The organism is Rhodococcus koreensis (assembly GCF_900105905.1).
GTDB classification, from domain to species: Bacteria; Actinomycetota; Actinomycetes; order Mycobacteriales; family Mycobacteriaceae; genus Rhodococcus_F; species Rhodococcus_F koreensis.
Genome location: NZ_FNSV01000005.1, coordinates 2679110 through 2699129, shown reverse-complemented (window position 1 = coordinate 2699129; position 20020 = coordinate 2679110). Strand labels below are relative to the sequence as shown.

Genomic DNA, 20020 nt, shown 5'->3' with positions numbered 1-20020 from the left:
TCCCCCAGGAGACACGCAAGCGACGCGCGTGTCGCTTGCTGTGTCTCGATCCTACTGCTTGTAGCTGGTGAGGAAATTACCGAACCGCTCGATGGCGACAGCGAGATCCCGCGCCCACGGCAGCGTCACGATCCGGAGGTGGTCGTGGTCCGGCCAGTTGAAGCCGGTGCCCTGCACCATCAGGATCTTCTCCTGCAGCAGCAGGTCCTGGACCAGCTTCTCGTCGTCGTAGATCTCGTAGACGTTCGGGTCGAGGCGGGGGAACGCGTACAGCGCGCCCTTCGGCTTCACACACGAGACACCCGGGATCATGTTGAGGCGCTCCCAGGCCACGTCACGCTGCTCGAGCAGCCGGCCACCCGGCAGGATCAGGTCTTCGATGCTCTGGTGCCCGCCGAGCGCCACCTGGATGGCGTGCTGACCGGGCACGTTCGGGCACAGACGCGTCGAGGCCAGCAGGTCGAGACCCTCGAGGAAACCCGCGGCGTGCTCCTTGGGGCCGGTGATGGCCACCCAGCCGGACCGGTAACCCGCGACGCGGTACGCCTTCGACAGGCCGTTGAACGTCAGGCACAGCAGATCCGGGGCCAGCGTCGCGAGCGAGATGTGCTTGGCGTCGTCGTAGAGGATCTTGTCGTAGATCTCGTCCGCGAGAAGCAGCAGCTGATGCTTGCGCGCCAGGTCGACGAGCTGCTGCAGCACCTCCATCGAGTACACCGCACCCGTCGGATTGTTCGGGTTGATGACCAGGAGGGCCTTGGTCTTGTCGGTGATCTTGGACTCGATGTCCGCGATGTCGGGGTTCCAGTCGTTGCCCTCGTCGCACAGGTAGTGCACCGGGGTGCCGCCGGCGAGGCTCGTCATCGCCGTCCACAGCGGGTAGTCCGGCGCGGGGATCAGCACCTCGTCGCCGTTGTCGAGGAGCGCCTGCATCGTCATCGTGATGAGCTCGGACACGCCGTTGCCCAGGTAGATGTCGTCGACGTCGAGTTCGGGGAACCCGGCGACCAGTTCGTAGCGGGTGACGATCGCGCGCCGTGCCGACAGGATGCCCTTGGACTCGGAGTACCCCTGCGCGTACGGGAGCGCGGCGATCATGTCGCGCATGATCACGTCGGGCGCGTCGAAACCGAACGGCGCGGGGTTGCCGATGTTGAGCTTGAGGATCCGATGTCCTTCCGCCTCCAGCCGGGCGGCGTGGGCATGTACCGGTCCACGAATCTCGTAGAGCACGTTCTGGAGCTTGGTGGACTGCTCCAGCTTGCGGTGCGGCATGCGGTGGTGGCCGTGGTCTGGGTTGCTCACGACGGTCATTCTCCCACTCCCGGGCAACCCGATTTCTACTGGTGGGTATCGGACCGTCGTCGTGTCGTCGAAACACGCCGCCCGCGCAGGAGCCGGTCGTACCCTCGAGAGGGGGTCGTGTTCACCGCGCCCGGAGGGAAAGACCTACATGTCAGCACCGGTAACCCGCCGTCCCGGACCCGTCGACATCGCGCATCACAGCCACCTCGTCGGGGTGTTCGCGCCGCAGCGGGAGGAGGTCGACGTCCGGGATCTCGAGGTGATCGGCGAACTGCCCGCCGATCTGCACGGCACCTACCTGCGCAACGGTCCCAATCCGCGGTTCGACCCGATCGGCACCTACGTGTATCCGCTCGACGGCGACGGCATGGTTCACCGGATCGAGTTGGCCGACGGCACCGCCCGGTACACCAACCGCTTCGTCCGCACCCCGATGGTGCAGGCGGAAGAGAAGGCCGGGCACGTCATCTGGGCCGGGGTCACCGACCTGTACACGCCGACCGAGGACGAAGTGGGACCCGACCTGGCGGGCACGTCCCGGGAACTGCCCGACATCAACATCGTCCGGCACGGCGGGCGACTGCTCGCGATGGCCGAAACCACGCTGCCGTTCCGCCTCGAGCCTGCCGACCTGAGCACGCTGGGGCGGGACAACTGCGACGGCGCCATGGGTGTGGGGAGCACCGCGCACCCCAAGATCGACCCGGTCACCGGGCAGATGGTGCTGTTCAACTACATGCTGGAATCCCCGTATCTGACGTGGTCGGTGGTGAACCCCGACGGTTCGGTGGCGCGGACCCCGACGGCGGTCGAGGGCGTGGACACGCCGTTGATGGTCCACGACATGGCGCTCACCCAGCACTACATCGTGCTCATGCTGTGCCCGCTGGTCTTCGACATCGCCGCGGTGCTGACCGGCGGGTCCGTGCTCGACTGGCGGCCCGAGGACGGCACGCGGATCGCGCTGATACCCCGCGACGGCGGTCCGGTGCGGTGGACGACGCACGACGCGTACTGGGTGTGGCATTTCGCGAACGCCTTCGACCTGCCCGACGGGAGGGTGAGCGTCGACTACGTGGAATGGACGTATCCCGGCGGGTTCGCGAAGGCCCCGGAGCCGTCGATGGGCTCGCTGGTCCGCGCCGTCGTCGACCCCGGCAGTGGACGGGTGACGCGAGAGGTGGTGTGCGACCGCGACGTCGAGTTCCCGCGGGTCGACGACCGTGAGCTGACCCGAGGGCACCGCACGGTGGCGACGGTCGGCAAACTCGACCGCAGCCAGGGACGGCAGGATTCGCTGTGGTTCTTCGACACCGCCCGCGGCACCGAGACGCACTGGGACCCGGGCAGTGTGTCGGTGGGCGAACCGATCTTCATGCCCGGCGCCGAACACGAGTACTGGGGAATGATCGGCACCGACCGCAGCGACATGTCGTCCTGGTTCTTCGTGCTGCCCGCCGACGACCCCGGGTCGGGGCCGATCGGGAAGGTGCGGCTACCGATTCGGGTTCCGGCGGGCCTTCACGGCGCGTGGCTGCCTGCGGAGTAGCGGGCGGCGGAATATCCTCGGCGGATGACCTCTGCGCCCTACGGTTCCTGGCCCTCTCCGATCGCGGCGGCGGACCTCGCCTCCAGCGGCCACCCCGTCGAGGGTGGCCGGTACGTGGGCGACGACGTGTGGTGGTCGGAACTGCGGCCCAGCGAAGGCGGGCGGGTCGCGGTGCGGCGCCTCGGCCTCGACGGCGAACCGGAAGACGTCCTGCCCGCGCCGTGGAACGCCCGCACCCGCGTCCACGAGTACGGCGGCGGCGCCTGGACCGTCACCGACGCCGGCCGCCTCGTGTTCGCCGAATTCAGCGACCAGCGCCTGTACCTGCTGGAAGGCGGGACACCGGCGCCGCTGACACCGGAACCGCCGCAAACCTGCTCGCTGCGGTACGGCGACCTGTCGGTGGTCGACGGCGAGGTGTGGGCGGTCCGCGAAACGCACGACACCGAGGGCGGCGTCTCCCGCGACATCTGCGTCGTCCCGCTGGACGGGTCGGCGGCCGACGACCCGCATCGGGTGCGGTCCGTCGTCGCCGGCTCGGACTTCCTGGCCAATCCGCGGCTGTCTCCGGACCGCAGACACCTCGCCTGGATCGCATGGGACCACCCCCAGATGCCGTGGGACGGCACCGAGCTCAGGGTCGTGGCCGTCGAGGGCGGCCGCGTCACCGGAAAAGTGCGGACACTTCTCGGCGGTACCGAGGAATCGGTGCTGCAACCCGAATGGGTCGGGCCCACCGAGCTGTACACGATCAGCGACCGCAGCGGCTGGTGGAATCTCTACCGGGTGGGCATCGACGACCCCGAACCGGTGGCGTTGTGCCCGATGGACGCCGACTTCGGCGGTGCCCTGTGGATGCTCGGCGGCCGCTGGCACACCCGCCGCGACGACGGCACACTGCTGACCGTGCGCACGTTCGGCACCGACACCCTCGCCGTGCTCGATCCGGCCAGTGGTTCGCTGGTGGACATACCGCTCGACGGACTCACCAGCATCGGTCTCGGGGATCGCAACGGCAACCGGATCCTGCTGCTCACCGGCGGCGCCCAGACCCCGTCGGGCCTGCGCGAACTCGACCTCGACACCGGTGAACTCCGCACCGTCAGGCTGTCCGTCACCGAATTGCCCGAGGCGGCGTACCTTCCCGAAGCCCGGCAGCTGACGTTCCAGGGCGCCGACCGCGAGGTCCACGCGATCGCCTACCCACCCCGGCACCCGCGGTACCGGGGCGCGGACGGGGAACTGCCGCCGTACGTGGCGTTCGTGCACGGCGGACCGACGTCGCGGGTCGCGCCGTCGCTGAATCCCGTGTTCGCGTTCTTCACCAGCCGCGGCATCGGCGTCGTCGACGTGAACTACGGCGGGTCCACCGGGTACGGGCGCGAATACCGCAACCGGCTGCGGGGCCAGTGGGGGGTCGTCGACGTCGAGGACGTGGTGACCGCGGTGACCGGCCTGGCCGAGGCGGGGATGGCGGACCCCCGCCGGCTGGCGATCGAAGGCGGATCCGCCGGCGGCTGGACCGTGCTCGCCGCACTGACGACGTCGGACGTGTTCGCCTGCGGTGCGTCCTACTTCGGTGTGGCCGAACTCGACGGTTTCGTGAAGGAGACGCACGACTTCGAGTCCCGGTACATCGACGGCCTGATCGGCCCGCTGCCCGAGGCCGCCGACCTCTACGCCGAGCGGGCGCCGCTCAACAACGTCGCCGGGCTGAACTGCCCGGTCCTGCTGCTGCAGGGGCTCGACGATCCGATCGTGCCGCCGTCGCAGGCGGAACGGTTCCGGGATGCGCTCGTGGAGAAGGGCATCCCGCACGCGTACCTCGAGTACGAGGGGGAGTCGCACGGATTCCGGAAGCTGGCCACCCTCATCAGCTCCCGTAACGCCGAACTGTCCTTCTACGGGCAGGTACTGGGATTCGAGCCGCCGGACATTCCGCGACTCGAACTGTGGCAACCCGAGGGGTAGACGCGTTCATCGGGCGAGCAGGGCCTCGCAGGAACGCGCCGCACACGCGCACGCCTGCACCGTCGCCGTGTCGATGGTCGGGCGCCCCGCCTGGGACCGCCAGAACCGGAGGGCCGTCAGCGCGACGCGCGAGATCTGCTCCGGGGCGGCGTCGGCGGGCATGCCGAGGCGGGTGTGCGGCGACATGCCCTCACCGCCGAGCACCCGCTCGAGCAGCACGACGTCCGAGTCCCGGAGCTGCAGACCGCTCGAGCGCAGGCCCGACAGCACCCGCAGTTCCCGGAACACGTGGGTGTCCGCGAGCAGGCGATCCGCCGCCCGGCTCAGGCTGCGGCTCGCCGACGACGGGGTCCGGGCCAGCACGGCCTTCAGTGTGCGGAGCGCCGAGTGCGCCTTCAGTTCGGTGCTGCGCTGACCGAACTGCAGGTGCAGCGTGCGGCGCAGATCCTCGAGGCCGCTGTGCGCCGTCAGCTCGCGGGCCAGCGCCGGAGCGTCGGTCGCGCCCGCACGGATCAGCATGACCGCGAACCGGATACCGAACAGGCCGAAACTCTCGAGGAGGTCGCGTCGCTGACCGGGCGACAGCACGAGATCGGTGTCCGCCGCCGTGAACCGGGTGATCGAACGCAGCGCGGACTCGAGGGTGCCCTCCGGAACGGTGGCGAGCACCGCGAGGTCGTCGAACTCGGTCTGACGCAGAGTGCGACCGCGCAGCGCGAGAAGTCCCGACACGGGCAGCAGGCTGCGTTGCACCCGGCGACCGGCATCGTCGGCGGCGGCCCGGGCCGCGTCGAGGGTGCGTTCGCGGCCGCCCTTCACCTCGTCGGCCCGCGACAGCACACCGACGATGCCGAGCGGACCGGCGGCCGTGCCGACCCGGGTCTGCAACTGGTCGAGCAACCGCACGTCCGCGCCGTCGGTGCCCCGGGTCAGGTAGACGACGGCGTCGACGTCGCACGGGCCCTCCTCGGGGAGGAGCAGCGCCCGGGTCCGCGCCGACACGTCCCGCGAGTTCGACGACGTTCCCGGCGTGTCGACGAGCGTGAACTCGCCGAGCAGCGCCGACGGCCACCCCACCTGCAGCCGCTCCACCCGATCCGCGGTCACCGTGCCCAGGTCCAGCGAGAGCCGGCCCTCGTCCCGGTGCACGGGCAGTCGCGTGCGGCGTCCGGAGTCGTGGGTGAGATCGATTCGCGGCGTGGCGGATTGCTCGAACCAGGTGACCACCCGGGTGCACTCGGTGGCGTCGGTGGGTGCGATCTCCTCGCCGACGAGCGCGTTGAGCAGCGTCGACTTACCGGCCTTCAGCGTGCCGGTGAGGGCGACGCGGAGCGGTTCCTCGAGGCGGGCGCCGCAGTGCCGGAGTACGTCGACGGTGGCGGGGTCGCCGCGCAGTTCGTGCCGGGCGGCATCGATCAGCTGGCGGGTCTGCGAGCCCAGACGAGTGACGCTCATGCCGCCACCGGCCCCGCGAATCCGGCGGCCTGCACGCGGATCTGCCGCAATGTGTCGAGTTCCGTGCGGATCTGCGCCGACCGCGTCGCACGGTGATCGTCGTGCAACTTCGACGCGTCCGTCGCCGCGCGCAGCGAATCGTCGACGGAACGGAGCATCTCGTTCGCCAGATCGGTGAAGTGGTCGCGCAGGACGCGCTGCACCTCCCGCAGCCGCTGCTTCGATTCCTTCCCCACCTGGAAGATCACGTCGTCCATCAGTCTCGACACCGCCACCTTCGCCTCCGCCTGCCTGCGGGCGGTGCGCGCCTTGCGGTCCTCGCGATATGTGTTGGCGCCGAGCAGCACTCCCGCGCCGATCGAGAAGGGGTTCACCAGGGCCAGGCCTGCCAGGCTCGTGACGAGACCGACCATCAGCACGCCGCCGTACGACCCGCGCATGCTGGACAGGACGCGCTGCGTGAAACCCTGCGCACTCTCCAGGGATTCGAGAGTGTTCACGGGTTCGAGCACGTGATCCACATTGTCGACGCGCAGCGCCGGAACCGGGACCCTGCCGTCCTCGGCGAAACGCTGCGCGACCGAGAGGGCGAGGGCCTGCGAACGAGTGTGAGCCGTCACGAAGTTCTCCCGCACACACGTCGCGATCTCGCCGTCGAGCCAGGACCCGAACTCCTCCCACCGCGGTGCCGGATCGGACTTGCCGATGTCCTCCTCCGCCGCGCGGATCACGGTGCGCAGACGATGACGCAGGTCGTGTTCGATGTCCGTCATCAACTCGATCGCGCCGTCGGCCAGCGTGTACTGCCAGTTCGCGGACCGCTGGCGGAGCTGATCCGCCGCCGCGCGGGCCCGGGTCATCTGCTCGACGAGCGCGGCGCCGCGCTGCGGATCGCGCAACGCGTCCAGTTCCGAGCTCAACGACAGCGACAGGTGGTCGGTCACGGTGCGCACGTCGGCGATCACCGAATTACGGAGCACGACATCCGCTTTCGCGACGACCTGACTGCGAAGATAGTCGACCAGCTGCGGAATGCCGGATTCGACGTCGAGCGCGTCGTCGCCCGCCTCGAGAGCGTCCGCGTGCATCATTGCGGACACCGGGAGCAGTGGCAGCGCGAGATCCGCATTCTGCAAGTGGGTGCGGTTGGCCTTCTGGATGTACGCCCACCGCGGATAGAAGTCGATCTTGTTGACGACGCAGATCACCATCGGGCACAGCTTGTGCACCTGTGTCAGCAGGGCGACCTCGGGTTCGGTGTATTCCTGACTCGCATCGGAGACGAACAGCACCGCATCCGCCGTGGGGACCAGTGCCAGCGTGTCCGCCGCGCGGGCCGGAGCATGACCGGAGAAACCGGGTGCGTCGACCAGCACCAGACCCTCCGCGAGCAGATCGTGGGGGAGGGTGACCGTCGAATCCGGATCCGACGCGACAGGTCCGTACTCGACGACCACCGGTTCGTTCCGGGACCGCGCCGTCGCCGACACGTCCGCGTCGACGAGCGCACCCGCCACCGAACTGACACCCTTGTCGGTCAGGCCGAGCACCACCACCCGCGTCCGCGGATCGGTGAGACGAGACTCGGTGTGCGACAGCCGGGTCAGGAGATCACCGCGACCCGCAGTCCGGGTCAGTGCCGCCAACTGCGACAGCAGTGCCGTCATCGACGCAGTGGTCTCGGCGGGAAGATTCGGGTGCACAGGGGCGGTGGCGGCTGAGGATTCGAGGGTGGCGTTCATGATCTCCGCAAGAGTCGGTGACGGGCATTCGAGCGAGGGGAGTGGCGGGACCGCTGCAGGGGAGTAGGCGGTCCCGCCACGTCGAGGTCAGAACATGTGCTGGTCGACGGTCGTCGTCGCAGTCAGGCTCTGATCGTGGGTGTCGAGAGTGCTGCCGGAATCGGCGGTCAACCCCGACGAGATGCTCGTCGCGCTCGTCGCGTCGAGCGACGTGCCGGTGTCGAGCGCGGTGCCCGAGTCGTACGTGGTGCTCGCGTCGTACGAGGCAGTGGTGTCGTGCGGGGTCGTCGCGTCGAACGTCGTCGCGGTGTCGGTGGTTGCCGTGTCCGTGAGCGTGCTGACCGCGGAACTGTGGTCCGTCGACGTGAGGTCACTGCTCGCCGTCGTGGTGGTGGTGGTCGCAGTGGACGGGGTGGCCGTCTGGACCTGGCCGAGGTCGGCGGCCGGAGCGGTCGCCGGGGTTGTCGTGGTGGTCGTGTCCGGTGTTTGGGTCGCGGTGGTCGTCGCATGGTTGTCGGTGTTGCCGGTCGTTGCCGTTGTCGCCTCGGTTCGTCCGAGATCAGCGGTGGGTGCCGTCGCGTTCTGCGTGGCGGAGTCGGTCGGGGTGGAGTCGGTCGGGGTGGTGTCCGTCGATGCTGCTCGCGTTCCCTCGTCGCCGGTGACCGAGGCAGCCTCCGCGCTCCGCGTGTTCTGCTGGTCTGCAACCTGGCTCTGACTCTGACTCTGATTCCGGTCCGGTTCGGACGACGTCGTCACCGAGGCCGGTTCGGTGTTCGTCTGCCGGATCGTGGTGGCGAGAGGCTGCGACGTCACCGCCGCATCGGAATGGGTCGACACCGGGGTCGCCGTGATCGGCTGGGCCGCGGACGCCGTCGTTGCGGGCGCCGCGCTCGTCGCCGGACCGAACGTGGCGGGCTGCACGGCCGGCGACGTCTGCGCGGAAATCGGCGACGTCGGCGCCAGACTCGACGGCTGCGTCGCAACCGGGTTGCCCTGGCCGAATGCGGGCTGGGACGCGGACGCGCCGCCCGAGTTCACGGCCGACTCACCGCGGCCCGGGTTGGAGAACGACGCCGACGGTCCGGACTGGGCGTTCTCGTGGCTCGCGACGTTATGGCCGTCGGTGCGTCCGTCGTGGTCGGTGGCGTTGTTCGCGTGGGCCTGGTTGCCGGTGTCGGTGGTGTGGTGGCTTGCGTCGTCGCGGTGGCCGGTATTGTCCTGGTGGTTGGTTGCGTCGCCGCCGTTGTTCTGCTGGCTGGTGTTCTCGAACGCACGACTGTCGTTGTCGCGGGGACCGTTGTGCGAATTCTGTTGCGGCTCAGTGTGCTGAGCAGGCTGTTCGCCGCTGGGGTTCGCCGGGCGGAGGTCGCGCAGGAGTCCGTCGAGTCCGTCGCGGAGAAGGTCCGCCGCATGGGGCGCGTCGCCCAGGTCGGGCTGCGGTGCCCGTGCGTCGATCGTGGCGTGCGGGGCGGGGACGTCGTGTTCGAGGACGGCCGACGGGTGGATTTCGCTTCTCGTCATGAGTGCTCCTTCATCTCGGGTTTGCCCCTTCGAGGCGACTGCCGACGACGTTATGGACCATTCCTGGGAAGACCATGGGAGGACGCTGCACCTTCCCTAGGGGCGTGCGCCGCCGAGCACACAGGAACATCGCAGGAAGCGCACAGCGGTCGGTACAGGAAGGCGGTCTAGCGTTTCGATCGGCAGGAAAGTCGCCTGCCGTACCACGGAATGGAGATCACGACATGCGGACATCGATGGGGATCAGTATGGGTTCCGACTCGTTCGTGTCCGCACAGATGCACGGTGAATCGCAGGCGCACCACGAGCACGACGGATTCACGGTGGTGCGGCACTCCGCCGAACTCGCGCTGTCGTCCAGCAGCGCACCCACCCTCGGATCGCAACGTGCCGGTCCGCTTCCTCAGGGCAGCATCGTCTTTCGTGACTTCATCGACAGAGTCGGTGACCCCGTTCCGGTGATCGGTGACGACGGGACCCGCACCCCGGCCGTGCAGTTGGTGACCACGGCGCTCGACTGTCTGGTTCGGGGCCGCACCCCGGCGCCCGACCATGTGGTGGTCGCAGGTCCGGCGGGCTGGTCGGGGTATGCGGTGGAGGAACTCGAGGACGAGATCCGCCGCTGGGGTCTGCTGCAGAACCGCACCGTCACCGTGATCCCCGAAACCACTGCGGCACTCACGTGGGTCGCCCGGGTCGAGAAACTCGACGACTGCGACACCGTGCTGATGTGTGACGTCGGAGCCCACTCCCTCGACCTGACCGTGGGCACCCGGCGCGGCGACGAATTCGATGTTCTTCCGTCGACGCGGAGCACCGACTTCAGCGGGGCTCACGCGGATCGACTACTGATGGGGCATGTGGTCGCACTGGTGCAGAACGCGAACCCGGACTTCGACGTCGACGATCCCGCGCACCGCGCGGCGCTGGCCGAACTCGCGGCCCGCTGCCGGATCGCGAAGGAGCGGTTGTCGCAGGACACCTCGGCCGTGGTGACCGTCGAGCTTCCCGGCATCCGACGCCAGATACGTGTCATGCGTTCCGAATTCGAGGATGTCATCCGCGAGTCACTCACCCACGCCGCGAATGCGGTGGCACGTGAACTCGAACGACTCGCCGAGACCGGAACCCCCGTCGACGCCGTCGTGCTCCTCGGCGGCGGAGCGGCGGTTCCACTCGTGACGGAAGTGCTGTCGACAGCCGTGGGCGTCCCCCTCGTCGTCTCGCCCGACCCGGCGACGGCGTCCGCCCGCGGCGCGGCGGTGATCGCCGAGCGGGCATCGCTCCGGCAGTCGGGTTCCCGGGTGATGTCGGCGCCGGGACCGCGGGTCCGGCCACCGGCGGCGCCGCGACCGATCGCGGCGGCAGCGTCGCGTGTGTTGCCTCCCTCCGCATCCGCGGGGGTGCCGACCAGGCCCGTTGCGTCGACCACAACAGTCGTCACGCCGACGATTGTCCCGGTCGCGAAGGCACCGAAGTCGGGCATCCGCGGATGGATGGTCGCGGCGAGTGCCGCCGCTCTCGTCCTCCTGGGCGGCGGCGCGGCAGCGACTCAACTGATCGGCCAGGACGACACGCCCTCGGCGACGACGACCACCACCTCGTCCGTCGAACAGGCATCGTCCGCCGACCAGACTGCGCAGGACGACACCGCGCAGGACGACTCGGTGCAGGAATACACCGTGCAGAACCCGGCGCCCGCTCAGCCGATGGGCGGCGGAACTCCGGGACGCGGCGGCGCCGGACCGCGGTAGAGAACAGCGACGCCCCCACCGTGACTGGTGGGGGCGTCGCTGTTCACTGCTGTCGGCTAGCTCTTCCGGCCCGGTGCCTTCGCGCCGGCCTTGAAACCGAGTCCACCGGGCTTGGCCTGCGGCGGGGCCTGCCCCGTCTCCGCTGCCTTGCCGTTGGACCCGTCGCCGTTCGACTCTTCCACCTTCGGAGCCTCGGCCTCGGGTGCCTTGGCTTTCGGTGCTTCAGCAGGGGAAACCTCGGGTGCCTCGGCCTTCGGTGCTGCGGCCTTGGGCGCCGCGGCCTTGCGGGCCCCGGGAGCCTTGGCACCGCTCTTGAAACCGAGTCCACCGGCCCTCGCCGCCGGAGGAGCCTTCGGAGCCTCCGAAGCGGAGGAGGTGTCGGCGACCTCCGGTTCGGCTGCCGGGGGTGCGGCGGCCTGGGGTGCGGCAGCCTGGGGTTCGGCGACCGCCGACTCGGCCGGGGCAGCCTTCGCGGCGGGAGCCTTCGCCTTGCCCTTCATCTGCAGGCCCTTGCCCGGTGCCTTGGCGCCGGATGCGAGTCCGAGTCCCTTCGGCTTCGCTGCGGGCGCGTCCTGAGCGGGCGTTTCGACGGCGGGAGCCTCCGCGGCCGGTGCGGCGGCGGCCGGAGCGGCGGCCTTCGCGCCGGGTGCCTTGGCGGCACCTTTCATCTGCAGACCCTTGCCGCCCGGTGCCTTCGCGCCACCGGCGAGCCCGAGGCCCTTCGGCTTGGGTGCCTCCGCTGCCGGAGCATCGGAGCCTGCGTCAGCCGTCGCGGCGGGAGCAGCCTTCTTGGCGCCGGGAGCCTTCGCCCCACCGGCCATGCCGAGACCCTTGCCGGGTGCCTTCGCTCCGGGAGCTTTCGCTCCGCCCGCCATGCCGAGACCGGGTGCCTTGGCGCCGGGAGCCTTCGCGCCGGGTGCCTTGGCCAGGCCCTTCATCGCCAGGCCCTTGCCCGCGGGAGCTTCCGTGGCGGCCGGAGTTGCAGCGGCCTCCGGGGCCTCTTCGACGCGCTCCTTCTCGACCACCGCTGCCTTGGCCTCGGCTGCCGCCGGTTCGGCCGGCTTCTCGCGGGGGACGACCTTGATGTTCTCGGTCAGCTTCTCCGGCTCGAGACGCGTGATGGACGAGAGCATCAGCTGAGCGACGTCGACGACCTCGACACCCTCACCCTGGCCGGACTCCTGGCGAGCCGTGACGCCGTCGGTGAGCATGACGCGGCAGAACGGGCAGCCGGTCGCGATCTTCTTCGGATCCGTGCTGAGCGCCTCGTCGACCCGGTCGATGTTGATGCGCTTGCCGATGTTCTCTTCCATCCACATGCGGGCACCACCGGCACCACAGCACATGGACCGTTCGCCGTGACGGGGCATTTCCTTCAGCTTCGCGCCGGAGGCTTCCATCAGCTCGCGGGGAGCGTCGTAGACCTTGTTGTGGCGGCCGAGGAAGCAGGGGTCGTGGTAGGTGATGTCCTCACCGACGGAGGCGACCGGAATCAGCTTCTTCTGGCGGACCAGGCGGTTGAGCAGCTGAGTGTGGTGAACCACCTCGTAGTCGCCGCCGACCTCCGGGTACTCGTTGCCGAGCGCGTTGAAGCAGTGGGCGCAGGTGACGACGATCTTGCGCTTGCGCTGCTCGACGCCGTCGAAGACCGAGTTCAGCAACTCGATGTTCTGCATGGCGAGCTGCTGGAACAGGAATTCGTTACCTGCGCGGCGAGCAGAGTCGCCGGTGCACGTCTCGTCGGCGCCGAGAACCATGAACTTCACGCCCGCGGTGGCGAGCAGTTCGGCGACGGCCTTCGTGGTCTTCTTGGCCCGGTCCTCGTAGGCGCCGGCGCAGCCGACCCAGAAGAGGTACTCGTAGTCCTCGAAGCTGTCCGCGTCCTGTCCGAACACGGGGATCTCGAAGTCCATCTCACTGATCCAGTTGAGACGGTCCTTGGAGTTCTGACCCCACGGGTTGCCCTTGTTCTCGAGGTTCTTGAACAGGCCGGCCAGCTCGGACGGGAACTCCGACTCGATCAGCACCTGGTAGCGGCGCATGTCGATGATGTGGTCGACGTGCTCGATGTCGACGGGGCACTGCTCGACACACGCGCCACAGTTGGTGCAGCTCCACAGAGTCTCGGCGTCGATGACCGGGGCCAGCTCGCCTTCGACGGTCTCGCCGACCAGCTTGCGCTCGGCCTCCCGGCGGGCTGCCTCGGGGATCGCCGCCAGCTTGGCGTCGTCGACGGCGCCTTCGCCGTTCACCAGGCCGACCTCGTCACCGCCCATGTCCTTGCGGCCACCGGCGAGCAGGTACGGAGCCTTGGCGTAGCCGTGGTCGCGCAGCGACGTGATGAGCAGCTTCGGGGACAGCGGCTTACCGGTGTTCCATGCGGGGCACTGCGACTGGCAGCGCCCGCACTCGGTGCAGGTGGTGAAGTCCAGCCAGCCCTTCCAGGAGAAGTCCTCGATGTTGCCGGCGCCGAACGTGTCGGTGTCGGGATCGGCGTCCTCCATGTTGATGGGCTTGCCACCGGACATCATGGGCTTGGCGGCGCCGAGTGCGACGTCGCCGTCGTCCTCACGCTTGAAGTAGATGTTCGCGAACGCCGCGAACCGGTGCCAGGCGACACCCCAGGTGATGTTGCGGCCGACGACGTAGAGCCAGATCATGCCCGACATCAGCTTGACGAAGGCGAAGAACGCGACCATGTTCGGGCTCGCAGGAAGCAGCTTCGCGAGGTTCATCGTGAAGAAGTCGGTCCACGGGTTGGAGTGGCCGTAGGTGGCGATCTTCCCGGCCTTCACGAAGATCATGCCGAGGCCCTCGATGAGGACGACGGCCTCGACGAAGTACGCGGCCTTGAAGTCGGAACCACCGAAACGGGACAGCCGCGCGGGCACGCGGGGGTGGTTGAGCTGGCGGATCACGATCAGCGTGGTGATACCGATGACCGTGCCGAGGCCGAGGATCTCGTCGACGAAGTGGTAGACGGCGGTGTTACCGACCAGCGGCCAGTGGAACTCCGGGTCGAACGTCTGGCCGTACGCCTCGAACCACACGACGGCTCCGAGCATGAAGCCGACCATGACCAGCCAGTGGGCCCAGCCGACGGTGCGGAACTTGCTCATGCGCGTGTGGGCGATGAACTCGACACACATCTGCTTGAAGCGCGGGAAGAAGGGGTGCCATCGATCCGGGGCCGACTGGCCGATCCGGACGACGTTGACCATCTTCAATGCGCCTGTGATGAAGGAGAACCAACATATGAGGCTCAGCAGCACGCCGATGGTGCCCAACGTGATCGTCAGGGCATTCATGTCGCGGCCTTTCGTTTCAGGGCGGCAGGGCGGCCACCTCGGGACTGCTCGTGATCCTAACGCTTGCTAAGTTACCCACTGGTAACTTATCTATCCTACCTGTGGGTAACTTGGCCCTGTTCAGGAGCATTTCTGCAGTTGGGGCGCCGATGCGGCATGTGGCGCATGCCACAATCGGACTTTCTGTTCGCCACGTTAAAGGGTCGAAATTGCGGCGTTCACCCAAGGTCGCCCTAACTTCGGCCGACGGCCTCGCGGGGCCGTCCAATAGCCCTCGAGGGCTGCTCCAGCCGCAGTTTGCGTCACGAATTCGACGCGGTTGCGTTGCGGCGGGATAACGACGGGCAAATAATCCGAGCGTCGATGTCGCCGCTGCCGAAAATTCGCCTTCCGGGCGTAATTCACACCATGTAATTCATGCGAATTACGTTGTGATCGGCCAACTGCCGACCGGTGCCTCGTGACCCGATGAATTTTTCGTCAATGAACATTTCGGCCGTGATTTCACTGTTACTCTGAGCGTGTTTTCCGGCCCTGGTCAGCGGTCGCAAACGGGGGTCGTGCAGTGCACTTCGATCACATCAGTACTTCGTCGCGTCGGTCCTGAAATGAGGCATCAATGATCGTGAGAAGAGCTGCAGTAACGGCAGGCCTGGCGGTTACCGCCATGGGTCTTGCTGCCGGAGTTTCCCACGCGGGGCCGGCTTCGGCACCCGCCCCTGTGGCGCCCGCGCCGACCGCGTCGGCACCCGCGGTACTCCCGCTGCCGTTCCACGACGTCGCGTCCCGTGAGGAGAACGACAGGGCCTTCGGCCAGTTCGGTGCGCAGGTGGGTATCGCCGTCACGGTCGGGAGCCTGATCGGAACCATTGCCGGTGCCGGAATCGGTTGTATCGCAACACTTCCCGCCGGATGTGTCGCGGGTCTCGTCACCGGGGCGGGCATCGGTGGGGTGGTGGGAACCATCGTCGCCGGTGGCCCCACTCTCGGCGTCAGTGCATACCAGTTGTGGGAGACGTACAACGCCGCCCCGGGGACGTCGATCTACGCGGACAGGGACGAGTAGGGCCCTCGTCTCGATCCGCCGGCCCCGTCGTGTCATGCACGGCGGGGCCGGGTCGTGTGCGGGCCGCCTCCGCGAAGAAACCGACCGGTTCCCCGCTTTCTGTCGCAATTACTGAATGGACGACTGGTGCCATTCTTGGAATTCGGTCCCGGCCCCGCTCCTGATCCGAAATTCCATAACCCCTCGTCGACTATTGGTGAAGCGGCTTTTCTCGAGTCGAAACTCAATTGGGATCTGTCACAGCAGCAAGTTACTGTTTAGCAACGGATGGGGTTGGAACCTTAAGGGGATGGAATGAAGTTGCGTCGTTTCGTTACGACTTCGGCACTTTTGGTGGGTGCACTCGCGGCCGGATCCGGGGTGGCGATCGCGGAACCCGTGGCCGAGCCCGGAGCCGACATCGCATACGAGACCCGGGTGGAGGATCGGGCAGTCGTCACGAAGATCGACGCAGGCGCATTCGTGGTGTCGTCGGATCGGAAATCGGTTTCACTCGAGGACGGCGCTGGAAACGCCGTCCTCTCGCTGCCCCTCGCGTACCGCTTCGACGGTCTGCAGTTCCCGTTCGACGAGAAGGTCAGCGAGGACGGCAAGACTCTCACGTTGACTCCCGTCATCGATCGCGCGAAGGCAACGCCGATCGCGGACGCCGATCTTCCGCTGAGCGACGTTGCCTCGGTCGAAGAGAACACGCGCGCCCAGGCCAATTTCGGGCAGCAGCTTGCACTGGCCTCGGCGGTCGGTGGACTGGCCGGCACCGTCGTCGGCGGCGCGATCGGACTGGTCGGCCTGATTGCCGGGCCCGTCGCGCTGGCCACCGTCCCGGTGTTCGCGGCGGTCGGTGCGATTGCCGGAACCGTCATCGTCGGTGGTCCGACCCTGGTCGTCGCGGGGATCCAGCTTGCGCAGACTCTGACGGCGCCCGATGGCACCACGGTCTGGGCAAAGAACGACAAAGGTTCGAAGTAGCTGGTTGCAGAGGCGCGTGCGCCCAGGGGAGGTATGAGTATTCATGGCGGAACTGTTCGGAATCCTGGCCGACATCTTCGGCTACGTGATCACGATCGTGACTGTCGGTCCGAAGTTGCTCTGATGTCTTCGCGAGAAGTCCGCACGCTGTCCGGCACCGCGAAATGGGTGAAGTAGCCGCACGGCTGCAGCACCCCTGACACCGCCCGTCCTCCTTCCGGAGGCGGGCGGTTCGTCGTCGTATGCACTTTCCGAAAGTGAACCTCGTCACAGCAGCGGAGCTGGCCTGCTGGATTTGCCAATGCTTAGGCTAACCTTCGTCCGTCACAGCGCTGCTCTTGAAACGGGTCTCGATGAACCTCCGACGGTTTACTGCCACATCCATGCTCGTCGTCGCGGCGATGGGAGTCGGGGCGGCCACGTCATACGCCGATCCGGCCGCCGCACCCCGGCCGGCAGCGGAACAGGGCATCCCGAACATCAACTACCAGACCGCTCGTGACGGCGACGCCGCTGTGGCCACCCTCGACGCCGGCGCCTTCTCGATCAACGCCGCGAACGACACCGTCGACGTCGTCGACGACGGTGGCCGCGTCGTAGCGTCCATTCCCACGTTCTTCCGGGTCGACGATCTGCAGCATCCCTTCGCCGTCGCGGTCGACGAGTCCGCGCGTGTCCTGCGACTCGTCCCGAACATGGATCCCTCCGCAGCGACACCCGTCCCCGTGTCGGAACGGCTGACCCTCGACGACGTCGCTGCACCCCAGGACAAACAGGAACGCGACGAGCGCGCACTCGACGACTTCCAGCAGCAACTCGGAATCACGACCGCGATCACCGCGATCGTCGCCGCCATCATCGGCGGGGCGATCGGCTGCGCGGTCGGCATCATCCCCGGCACGGCGGCGCTGGTGATTCCGTTCCTCGGTCTTGCCGGGCCGGTGGCGGGATGCATCGGAGGGGCGCTGATCGTGGCGCCCGTCGTCGCGCTCGCCGGCACCATCGTGGTCGGCGGCGGCGCCCTGGTCGTCCTGGGTATCCAGTACTTCAACACCATCAACAGCCCGTTCGTCGCACCGGCACCCGCGGCATGAGCGGCCGGTTTGCACGGAACCTGCGGGCCGTCACCGGAGCAGCGTTCCTCGTCGTCGCCTCCCTCGGCATCTCCGCAGGGACGGCACATGCAGCGCCGCTGACGCAGCAGGATTCGCCCGACATCGGGTACGAGGCGCACGCCGAGGGTGAGTCCGTGATCACGTCGATCGACGCGGGCGCGTTCCGGATCACCGACACCCGGGAAGCGATCGAGGTGGTGGACGGCAGCGGCAAGGTGGTTGCTGCGCTGCCGCTCACGATTCGGCTCGGTGATGTCGTGTATCCGATCGACGCCGATCTCGACGGCCGCACGGTGAAACTCACCCCGCAGGTTCCCGACGACGATGCGGCGTCACTGAAATCGGTGGCGCAGGACGGATTCGACACGCAGAAAGAGCGCGACGACGTCGCGCTGGCCGACTTCAACAGCTATCTCGGCTACGCGACGCTGATCGGCGGCCTGATCTTCGGGGTGATCTTCGGCGTCGTGGGTCTCGCCGTCGGGTGTGGACTGCTCGCCGTGACCGTGATCGGCACTCCCGTGGGATGCCTCGGCGGCCTCATGGCGGGATTCGCCGCCGGCGGGCTGGCCGGAACCATCTTCGTCGGTGGCACCGCGCTCGTGATCCTCGGAATCCAGTACCTGATCACCATCAACACGCCGTTCGTTCCGCCCGCGCCGGAACCCACCGCCTGATCGGTTCGTACGCAGCCAACCAGTGTGCCGACGACAACGGCCCGCCTCCCCGAAGGGAAGCGGGCCGTCGTCGTCGGTAGGCGTTGCGTTACGAGGTGCGCACGCGCAGACCCGGGTTCTCCGCCAGCACCTCGTTGATCGGCGTGGCGAACAACTCGGGGCTCTCGCCGAGGACGAACGTGACGACGTCTGCGACCTGGCAGATCGGGTACTGCCCGACGTTGGAGGCGCTCGAGATTCCGAGGGCCAGCGTGCCGGTCACGATCGTGCCGCCGCTGTCGCCCTGCAGGGCGCACATGCTCGTCGAGAAGCTGTCGGCCAGCGTGCGCTCACCGACGGAGACGGTCTGCGCGACGGACGTGACGCGACCGCAGGTGAAGCCGGTGGTCAGACCCGACTTGCACACCGGGGCGCCGACGACCGGGTCGGCGGTTCCCGTGATCGCGACCGGTGCCGCACCGGGCACCCGGATGCCGTTGTTCTCGAACCGGCGGGCGGCGTCGTCGTCGGCCCGGATGATCGAGTAGTCGTGGATGTCCAGGCTGGTCTTGGCGAACGTGCCGATCCGCGGACCGGTGCCACCCGGGACCAGGGAGAACGCCTCCGACGCCTCCGCGGTGCCTGCAGCGGCCCGGTTGGGGTCGCAGTGCCCTGCCGTGATGTTCACCGGCCTGCCCGAGCCGTCGGTGCCGTTGAACCCGAGCGAGCAGCGCAGCCCGACTCCGCCGCCGAGCGAGCCGTACGCGTCGCCGCCCAGCAGGGCGTCGGCGGGCAGCGGTTCGGCGATGGGGGTGAGATCGGTGGACGGCAACGGAGCGGCCGTCGCAGGCGACTGCACGACGCGGGCGCCCTTCAGGAAGTCCGGAAGCTGCAACCCGCCCACGTTGTCGGCGCGGAGCACGAGATCGTTGTTCACGATGTCGATGGCGACGCCGCGAACGAGATCGGCGACGGCGGGCGGCTGGGTGTCGAGCCAACCGTCGAGCGACTTCACCTGCTGCTGCAGGCTGCTCTCGCTCTGCGCCACATCCTTCACCTGGAAGCCGGCCTTCTCGGCTGCGGCGACCGCGGCCTGCTTGTCGGCGCCGTCGGCGAGCCCCACGATCGGGGTGCCTGCGTTGTCGAGCCACGTTCCGGCGAAGGCGTCCGGGAACTGGGTGCGGGCGATCTTCGCGAACTCGGCCAGCTTCTGGCCCAGCTCGGAGTGCTCCAGGTACTGGTCCGGGCTCAGCGACAGATCACGCGAAATTGCGTCGATCAGTTCCGCGGGCAGCTTGGCGGCCTGGCCGGACACTCCCGGCTCGACCGGATCGGCCTGAGCGGAGGCGGTGACCGGACCGAGGAGCAGCAGCGCGGCGGAGCCGAACACGGCGGCACGACGTGCGATGGAGCTTCGCATGGGGGCCTTTCTATGTTGTTTGTTCGCAGTTGCCTCGCGGGCGCACGCGAATACGACCCCCCTGACAGGTAAGGCCGTACACAGTCGGAGTCGACTATATGGGTTCGCCCCGTCTATTCCCACCTGTAACACTCTCGGCGGACGACGCCGCTGGACAAAGCGGACACCGGACAGCCGGGGCGCTTCTGC

General features: G+C 68.1%; 13 protein-coding genes. 7 read left to right on the top strand and 6 right to left on the bottom strand.

Going from position 1 to position 20020, the window contains the following annotated elements; translation table 11 throughout:
* Nucleotides 1-51: 51 nt before the first annotated feature.
* Entirely contained in the window at nucleotides 52-1314 is a 1263-nt protein-coding gene (locus tag BLV94_RS17200; protein WP_005253480.1) for a pyridoxal phosphate-dependent aminotransferase, read from the bottom strand.
* Between the two features lie 139 nt (nucleotides 1315-1453).
* On the opposite strand from BLV94_RS17200, the gene BLV94_RS17195 reads away from it, so the two are divergent.
* Together BLV94_RS17195 and BLV94_RS17190 are read left to right on the top strand one after the other, a co-directional pair.
* On the top strand, nucleotides 1454-2854 hold the full coding sequence (locus tag BLV94_RS17195) for a carotenoid oxygenase family protein (RefSeq protein WP_072937445.1): 1401 nt from the start codon (nucleotides 1454-1456) through the stop codon (nucleotides 2852-2854).
* A 24-nt stretch (nucleotides 2855-2878) separates the two neighbouring features.
* A complete protein-coding gene (locus BLV94_RS17190) occupies nucleotides 2879-4825 on the top strand; it encodes a S9 family peptidase (protein WP_072937444.1) in 1947 nt (648 codons plus the stop codon).
* A gap of 6 nt (nucleotides 4826-4831) precedes the next feature.
* On the opposite strand, the gene BLV94_RS17185 is transcribed toward BLV94_RS17190, so the two are convergent.
* From BLV94_RS17185 to BLV94_RS17175, 3 genes are all read right to left on the bottom strand, one after another.
* The gene (locus BLV94_RS17185) at nucleotides 4832-6280 is read right to left on the bottom strand and encodes a dynamin family protein (RefSeq protein WP_072937443.1); all 1449 of its coding nucleotides are present in this window, start codon (nucleotides 6278-6280) and stop codon (nucleotides 4832-4834) included.
* Nucleotides 6277-8022 carry a P-loop NTPase family protein gene (locus BLV94_RS17180; protein ID WP_072937442.1) on the bottom strand — a complete coding sequence of 582 codons (1746 nt, stop codon included), beginning with the start codon at nucleotides 8020-8022 and terminating at the stop codon, nucleotides 6277-6279. The genes BLV94_RS17185 and BLV94_RS17180 overlap by 4 nt, the downstream gene beginning before the upstream one ends.
* Nucleotides 8023-8109: 87 nt before the next feature.
* On the bottom strand, nucleotides 8110-9543 hold the full coding sequence (locus tag BLV94_RS17175) for a hypothetical protein (RefSeq protein WP_072937441.1): 1434 nt from the start codon (nucleotides 9541-9543) through the stop codon (nucleotides 8110-8112).
* Nucleotides 9544-9767: 224 nt separating this feature from the next.
* On the opposite strand from BLV94_RS17175, the gene BLV94_RS17170 reads away from it, so the two are divergent.
* The gene (locus BLV94_RS17170) at nucleotides 9768-11297 is read left to right on the top strand and encodes an Hsp70 family protein (RefSeq protein WP_244163609.1); all 1530 of its coding nucleotides are present in this window, start codon (nucleotides 9768-9770) and stop codon (nucleotides 11295-11297) included.
* 56 nt (nucleotides 11298-11353) lie between these two features.
* Here the strand turns inward: BLV94_RS17170 and BLV94_RS17165 are convergent, their stop codons facing one another.
* A complete protein-coding gene (locus tag BLV94_RS17165) occupies nucleotides 11354-14605 on the bottom strand; it encodes a (Fe-S)-binding protein (RefSeq protein WP_072937439.1) in 3252 nt (1083 codons plus the stop codon).
* A gap of 619 nt (nucleotides 14606-15224) precedes the next feature.
* Between BLV94_RS17165 and BLV94_RS17160 the strand changes: the two genes are divergently transcribed.
* The 4 genes from BLV94_RS17160 (at nucleotide 15225) to BLV94_RS17145 (ending at nucleotide 18432) form a co-directional block, all read left to right on the top strand.
* A complete protein-coding gene (locus BLV94_RS17160) occupies nucleotides 15225-15671 on the top strand; it encodes a hypothetical protein (RefSeq protein WP_072937438.1) in 447 nt (148 codons plus the stop codon).
* A gap of 294 nt (nucleotides 15672-15965) precedes the next feature.
* Nucleotides 15966-16640 carry a DUF8020 domain-containing protein gene (locus BLV94_RS17155; protein WP_072937437.1) on the top strand — a complete coding sequence of 225 codons (675 nt, stop codon included), beginning with the start codon at nucleotides 15966-15968 and terminating at the stop codon, nucleotides 16638-16640.
* A 383-nt stretch (nucleotides 16641-17023) separates the two neighbouring features.
* A complete protein-coding gene (locus BLV94_RS17150) occupies nucleotides 17024-17734 on the top strand; it encodes a DUF8020 domain-containing protein (protein ID WP_241031512.1) in 711 nt (236 codons plus the stop codon).
* Nucleotides 17731-18432: a DUF8020 domain-containing protein gene (locus BLV94_RS17145; RefSeq protein WP_072937435.1), complete on the top strand. Its 702-nt coding sequence runs from the start codon at nucleotides 17731-17733 to the stop codon at nucleotides 18430-18432. The genes BLV94_RS17150 and BLV94_RS17145 overlap by 4 nt, the downstream gene beginning before the upstream one ends.
* 88 nt (nucleotides 18433-18520) lie before the next feature.
* Here the strand turns inward: BLV94_RS17145 and BLV94_RS17140 are convergent, their stop codons facing one another.
* Nucleotides 18521-19831, bottom strand: coding sequence for a S1 family peptidase (locus tag BLV94_RS17140; RefSeq protein ID WP_072937434.1), 1311 nt, complete (start codon nucleotides 19829-19831; stop codon nucleotides 18521-18523).
* Nucleotides 19832-20020: the final 189 nt, after the last annotated feature.